Here is a 6,153-nt window from a genome sequence, read left to right as displayed (position 1 = left end):
CCCGTAAGCTGTAACGAGAAGGCCCGCGCCCCGACCTCTCATGCGACCCGCACAGGGTGGGCGGATTCACCGAACCGGGTGGGCGGTTTCAGCCGAAACACCCGGGCGAATTCGCCGAAATGCGCATTGGGCCGGCGGTTGTCGACGTCGGCGCGAATGTGATGGACGGTTTCCTGGCCTGGGCCAGGGAGTCCTGCCTTCCGCAGGCGATCCAGGACGACAACATCGCGCCGCTGTTCGCGTTCGTCGCATCGCCGGATCCGAACGCCCTGACGGATGCTTTGAACGGCTACGAGGGTGTTCGTGAACTGTTAGGTGATAACGCGGCGTACGTGTTCGTTCTGAACGATGCGGACGGAAGCGGCTTCGGTATGTTCCACGATCTCAAAGTTTGGGAACGGCTCGAAACTGAGCAGAAGCTGGAAAGGGCGGACATCGTTGAGCTGCCGCATTGTCGATCGAAGGTCGCAAAAGTCGCAGCGAGTCGTGACGCGTCCCCTGTGGCAGCGCTGCAAAATTTCGAGCAATACGCAGACGAGCTGGGGCTGAATAAGCCGGGACGGAACCGAGATTGGGCTCTGCAAAAGCGCTGGACAGACCAGGTGCGGGACCAGCTGACACCCTACCTTCCGGAGTGAACCGTTGAGCTGTCCGCAAGTCACGATCCTTCTGGCGGTTACCGAAGGCAGCGGCCTAGGGGAGGTCGTCCGGATTTGCCAGCGCCTAAGTGGGGTGAAGGAGACGTATATTGTCCAGAACACTGGGTGGCCGCCTCCGCCTGCCGTGGGCTCGGGCGTGGCGGGACCCTATGTGCTGGACGGGCGAAATGGTAAAAATGAGTTCGATGGCCTGTTCGACGTTTGGCAGGCACGGTCAACCATAACAGCTGTCAGGCCGTGGGGCGTGACCCGGTTCTGCGACTGGCTTCGGAACACGATCAGTCGAAACTGGATGCTCGAAGAGGCTTTTCGCGTGCGAGTCGGGATCATCGTGTCGCCGAGTGCGCCCGATATACGCCGTGCCTTCCAGCTCGCCGAGACGGTGCAGTTCCACCTTGGCCCGACAGAGCCGCCCGTCATCGTCATCAACGATGTCCGGCGCCTGGGAAGCGATAACGTACGTCGCGCCATGCGTGATAGCCGCACCGGCCGTACAGCTTATCGGATCCGACATGTGCCGGGTTGCGGTTCACCACTAGCCCTGAGACAAATCGCGCACGGTGGTTATCTCACGGACCTTCTGCCGGATACGGACCAGTTCGCAGAACAAGCCCAAGAAGCCGATGCTCGGGCGCCAGTGGTGCGATGGTGGGAGGTCGCGACTGACCAGCTCCAGCCGCTGATACCGACTTCTGCCGAGCCGGTCGCTGTAGGACGGAACACCGCTTCTCTGCGGAACAGGCTGCGGGCTCAAGCTCACAGCATCCGCAGCGACAAGAAAGCTGATAACTTTATCGAGCTTGTTAGAGATCCAGAGCTCTATCGAACGCTAGGCAGGAGGTTCTTGGAGAAAATAAAGTCGCCCTAGAAGCTTTCGTGATCGAGATGTCTCGATAATTTTGATTAGTCATTTGGGTTGAACCCCAAGTTTGTGTGGTTCTCAATGTGAATTGCTTGAGATGCAAGCGTGTCGGCGTTGTCGGACGAGACTTAGACGATCCGAACGATAAATTCAGACGACGGGAATGTGAAGTGAGGCCGGTGTGATGCGTATTCTCCGGGGTCTTCAAGCGTGTACGCCGGCTGAGATTACGAGTCGCCTGTGTTGTCGCGCAGGCGCACGCCTGGGCCGCCGCCGTTGGGGTCGATGAAAACGATTCCGGCTCTTTCTAGGGCAAGTTGGATGTCGCGCTTTGTGCGTTCGTTGAGCGCACTCGTCCCGTTTTCGAAATTTGCAAGCGTCCGTCTGCCAACCAGCGACGCCTCTGCAAGATCAGATTGTGACCACCCGAGTATGGCGCGGGCTGCGCGACACTGTTCCGGGCGCAAGTTTCACCCCTATTGACATATTGTGCATCAGTGCACATAATGAGCAAAAATCCCTAAGTGGCAGGACATCAAGCCCCCGCCGCTTAGCACCTTTTTGAAGGCTAGGAAAGGAGGTTTGAAGGTTGACAGCTTATCGCGGTCTCAAGTCGAAGCTTCAAGCTGAGTTTCAGACGGATACCGAGCTCACGAGCCGTCTCTCGCGCGCAAATACCCTTGACGATATCTTGGCGGCTCTCGGTGCGAGCTACCGTGAGACCCTTTACGACGCGGCACGCGCAGCCTCGAGCAAGCAGCATAGGAACTCCACTAAGGTCGACGTGGCTGACCGAGCTGCGACTGATCGTGAAACCGCGATCCTAGAAGTGATGTCGTTTTTTGAGCGCGACCGGGCGGCGACGGCCGAGGTGGAGGTGCGGCGTACTGGCCCCCGCCAGCTACGCGTCGTCTGCCGGCAACAGTCCTCACCCGCGGACAACGCTACCGCGTTCTGAGATTGCAAGAGCCCCGTGATCCGAGAATCCGACATTCGTGTCGAAGGAGGCCGCATGCTTGCTGACGTCAAAGCCTCGATCGACCGGAAAGTAACCGACCTCGCGCGAGCACAACCGAACCCGGACCCGGCGATCGCGCCGTGGGCGCGGCAGGTGGCCAGCGTTGTTCGGGGCATCCAGGCGGCCGAGGGTAACGTGCTCGCCCAGGTTATTCCGGCGGTCCTGTCGAGCGCACCGCACCTGAACGTCGTCGCCCAACCGCGGGTGACGCTGCCTCAGCACGCCGTTGAAGCGGTCGAACAAGGCGTTACGGATACCGCGTTCGAGTACACGGAAGAAGGCGCCAAGCGGCAGCTCGATTTCGTTTGCATCGATGCCCGAACCGGCCTTGTCCAGTTCGTCGAATGTAAGCGCGGGCGCCATCAGATCGGGGCCGACCACCAGCGCGCCAGGCTGAAAGACGATGCTGTTCTCGAGCTCGTCGGTCGGTCTTATGCACGCAAGCAGTTCCGGCAAATCGCGTCCGGTTGCCGGTGCCTGACAATCTCTTGGTACGGTAAAACGGGTATGCCTGAAGACCGGACGCTTCGTGCTTCCGAACTCGACGAATACTACGGCTGGCCGGTTCGAAAACACGTCGAAGAACACCTGAAATATTTCCGGACACGCCTGGATCGCGCGATCCCGGGTGTAACCGGGGTAACCTGACGGGTGCCGCCGTCAGGGCCCCGGTCAAGCAGGAAACCACAAACGGGAACCGGAGACAGGAAAGGAGACAGCAATGTCGAACGTCGGTCCCCTTAACGTGACCAGTAACAACGCCGCGGAGTTCCGAGCAACGGGTGAAAACGCCCATGTGCGCCGCTGGCTGTCCGAGGTTCGTTCGGACATGACCTCGGACGCGTGCCGCCAGGTCACGTTCTACGCACGCAAGCTCCTGGATATCCTGGGCGCGGAGACGGGCGCCCTTGTCCAAGGACCCCCGCTCCAGATCCAGGCGCGGCTGAGCCACGTCGACCTGCCGGCACACGGCCTGTCCGAGGAAAGCCGTCGGCACCTGCTCCGGGCGGGCGCGGCTTTGCATGCCGCGATTTACGACCTTGACACGGAAAACGCGCGTCGCGTGATGGATCGCCGGACGCCTCAGCGCCGCCCGAGCACGGGCGGTCGGCGGCCGGTCGGTGATGACCCGCTGCCGTCGGGCGACCTGCTGGCGGGGATCGCTGACGGACGCGTCGACGCGCCCGCCCAGCAGGCCGCGACGGCGCCCGTGCCGGTGGATCCACGGAACCTTTCGGAATCGGTGCGACCGTTGGTGGAGGCCGTCAATCACGCGGTGACGGCTCAACTCCGCCTTGACGACGACGTCGATGTCCGGGCGGTAACGCGCGCGGCCCTGACGCCGCTGTCCGCCCGGGCATGCCTGCAGGTCGCCGTGGAGTTGCCGCACGCCGCCGCGCTGCCGGTACCGATCCCCGCGGGTCGGGCGGCGCCAACGCCTGCCGAGGTTGCGGCGCAGGCGATCGTCGCGGTGGTCGAACAACGGTTCGCAGATCTCCGGCCGGCCTGACGTTCCACGGCCACCGCGCGCCCGGACCAACCCGGGCGCGCGGTGGCTGTCCCGGACCGGTCCGCCCGTAACGAACCGCCTGACGCCGTCGACGCGAAGCGAAGTGACGATATCATGGATGAACTGCGATGGTGGCGCCGGCGCAAACCGCGCGCCCTGACCTGGAACGATCTCGATAGCCTGCATCGCCAGTTGATCGCCGTGACCCCCACCGAGACCAATCCCGGGCTGGCCCGATTGGTCCGGGAAGCCGCCGGCGAGTCGGGCGAGTGCGCGTTCAAAACCGCCCTGCTGCTGTTGCGCGAAAACCCGCAGACGGAGCTGTGCCGGGATGTGATCGGGAGCTGGCTGCTGCTGTGCGCGCGCGGCCCGGGAACGCTGCAGGACCGCGCCCGCGACGCGTGCCGCGTGCTCGTCGACCTGCACGCCCAGGACGTGGAGCGTCTGCAGGTCCGCGGCGACAGGGATGCCGGCGATCGGGTCGCCGCGCTCCGACACCTGGCGATTGCCAGGTGCCACAGACCGCGGTTGCCCTCGATCGTGCGCACCTATCAGGACGACCTGCGCGCGGCGGAGGTCGGCCGGGGCCCGGGCGAGGTGGCCGAGGATGGGGCCGCGCAAGAGCCTGACGATCCGCCGCAAGACCGGCCAACCATGCGCGTAATCCGGGGCGAGGCGATCCCCGGCCCGCGCAGGCTGGACGACCGGCGGCTGATCGAGGAATACGAGCAGCTCCTCGGCCCCTTGCCGCTCGCCGGGAACCCCGCCATGCTCCCGTATCTTGCCGATCAGCTGGAGACCGCGTTCCCCTGGCTGAGCGGCTTCACGGCGCACCTGCGCGACGTGCTGGCGTTGCGGCAGTACGCTGGCGCGGGCTGGCTTAGCCTCGACCCTGTAGTCCTGGTTGGCCCACCCGGCTGCGGCAAGACCGCACTGGCCCGCCGACTGGCGGAGCTCGCCGGCGTCGGCGTGGATTTGTTGAGCTTGGGGGGAAGCTCGGATGCGCGCCATCTGTTGGGGACCGCTCGTGGCTGGGCAAGCGCGCAGCCAGTCGGTGCCCTGGTGTCGATCCGGCGTCACGGGTACGCGAACCCGGTCGTGGTCCTCGACGAGCTGGACAAAAGTGGCGGCTCCGATCGCTCCGGTCGGGTCGAGGATGCGCTCCTGGCGATGATTGAGCCGGTTTCAGCCCGGAGATACTACGATGAATGTTTGAACGTCGAGCTCGACCTGAGCGCGGTCAATTGGATCGCGACCGCCAACGATTTGGACCGTCTGCCCGCGATGTTGAAGTCGCGGTTGACGGTGATCGACGCGCCGGCGCCGGATGGCTCGCACCTGGAGGTGATCCTCGCGCAGATCGCAGCCGATACGGCCGCCGAGCTCGGGACGCGCCCGGAGACGCTCCCGGCGCTCGACGCGGTGACGGTCGCGGCGCTGCGCGCAGACCTCGACCGGTTCGGCGACGTACGCCGCATCGCGCGCGCTTACCGACGGGCTGTGGCGGTCGCCGTTAGGCGTTGCCCGCGCCCAGTCGACGCGTGAGCGCCGATGCGGCCGCGCATGGGATGAAGCGTGTCGCGGCCACGGGGTTGGCCACCATGCGTCACGGTGACCTGAACCAACTGCCGGCGCCGGGCCAAGTGCACGGGCAAATCCGCCCGCATACGCCCGTCAGAGCCGTCTTCAAGGTTTCGCGGACTTCGGACTCGCACCAAATAGGGACTTTGCCACGAACGCCGCGCGCGACGTCGCGACCCCTTGGGCGAGGCGCTCGGTTCGTCGCCGTGGGCCGCGTGCACATGATATCGAGGTACGGCTCGTCGGTCGCTATAGGGAGCATCCCAGGGCTGTTCAGTTTTCTTCATGAGCCGGCGTAACCCCCATTTTGCACGGAGGCAGGGCGGACCTCCCTTGAACCCGCGGATTCGTGCGGGTTATGGGCGCTGAGGCAATACACGAAATCAGCGTGGAGGTCCGCCCATGGCAGAGGGTAACCAAGAACAGCTGCGATTTCATCCCGTCAAGGGCTGCACGGTCCGGGCCGAGTTCAACGGCGGGGCCATGTCCTCGGACTTTGGCCCGATGCTGCTTCGGGGTGTCG

6 protein-coding genes are annotated in these 6,153 nt (G+C 64.2%); 5 read left to right on the top strand and 1 reads right to left on the bottom strand.

Going from position 1 to position 6,153, the window contains the following annotated elements:
• Positions 1 to 56: 56 nt before the first annotated feature.
• Together CKO28_RS26435 and CKO28_RS26430 are read left to right on the top strand one after the other, a co-directional pair.
• The gene (locus CKO28_RS26435; RefSeq protein WP_200344270.1) at positions 57 to 638 is read left to right on the top strand and encodes a hypothetical protein; all 582 of its coding nucleotides are present in this window, start codon (positions 57 to 59) and stop codon (positions 636 to 638) included.
• A gap of 172 nt (positions 639 to 810) precedes the next feature.
• On the top strand, positions 811 to 1,527 hold the full coding sequence (locus CKO28_RS26430) for a hypothetical protein (RefSeq protein ID WP_200344268.1): 717 nt from the start codon (positions 811 to 813) through the stop codon (positions 1,525 to 1,527).
• A gap of 221 nt (positions 1,528 to 1,748) precedes the next feature.
• Here the strand turns inward: CKO28_RS26430 and CKO28_RS26425 are convergent, their stop codons facing one another.
• Positions 1,749 to 1,988, bottom strand: a complete 240-nt coding sequence (locus CKO28_RS26425) for a helix-turn-helix domain-containing protein (protein ID WP_207168945.1) — start codon at positions 1,986 to 1,988, stop codon at positions 1,749 to 1,751.
• A gap of 545 nt (positions 1,989 to 2,533) precedes the next feature.
• Between CKO28_RS26425 and CKO28_RS26415 the strand changes: the two genes are divergently transcribed.
• From CKO28_RS26415 to CKO28_RS26405, 3 genes are all read left to right on the top strand, one after another.
• Positions 2,534 to 3,187, top strand: coding sequence for a hypothetical protein (locus CKO28_RS26415; protein ID WP_200344264.1), 654 nt, complete (start codon positions 2,534 to 2,536; stop codon positions 3,185 to 3,187).
• A 73-nt stretch (positions 3,188 to 3,260) separates the two neighbouring features.
• A complete protein-coding gene (locus CKO28_RS26410; RefSeq protein ID WP_200344262.1) occupies positions 3,261 to 4,049 on the top strand; it encodes a hypothetical protein in 789 nt (262 codons plus the stop codon).
• Between the two features lie 114 nt (positions 4,050 to 4,163).
• The gene (locus CKO28_RS26405; RefSeq protein WP_200344260.1) at positions 4,164 to 5,594 is read left to right on the top strand and encodes an AAA family ATPase; all 1,431 of its coding nucleotides are present in this window, start codon (positions 4,164 to 4,166) and stop codon (positions 5,592 to 5,594) included.
• The last annotated feature ends 559 nt before the right edge of the window (positions 5,595 to 6,153 follow it).

Origin of the sequence: Rhodovibrio sodomensis, assembly GCF_016583645.1 — a bacterium.
Taxonomy (GTDB): Bacteria; Pseudomonadota; Alphaproteobacteria; order Kiloniellales; family Rhodovibrionaceae; genus Rhodovibrio; species Rhodovibrio sodomensis.
The sequence above is the reverse complement of the archived record's forward strand: the minus strand, read 5'-3'. Positions and strand labels throughout refer to the sequence as shown.

Coding starts and splice junctions, on each gene's coding strand:
- CKO28_RS26415 (WP_200344264.1), top strand. CDS start 2,534: ATGCTTGCTGACGTCAAAGCCTCGATCGACCGGAAAGTAACCGACCTC.
- CKO28_RS26410 (WP_200344262.1), top strand. CDS start 3,261: ATGTCGAACGTCGGTCCCCTTAACGTGACCAGTAACAACGCCGCGGAG.
- CKO28_RS26405 (WP_200344260.1), top strand. CDS start 4,164: ATGGATGAACTGCGATGGTGGCGCCGGCGCAAACCGCGCGCCCTGACC.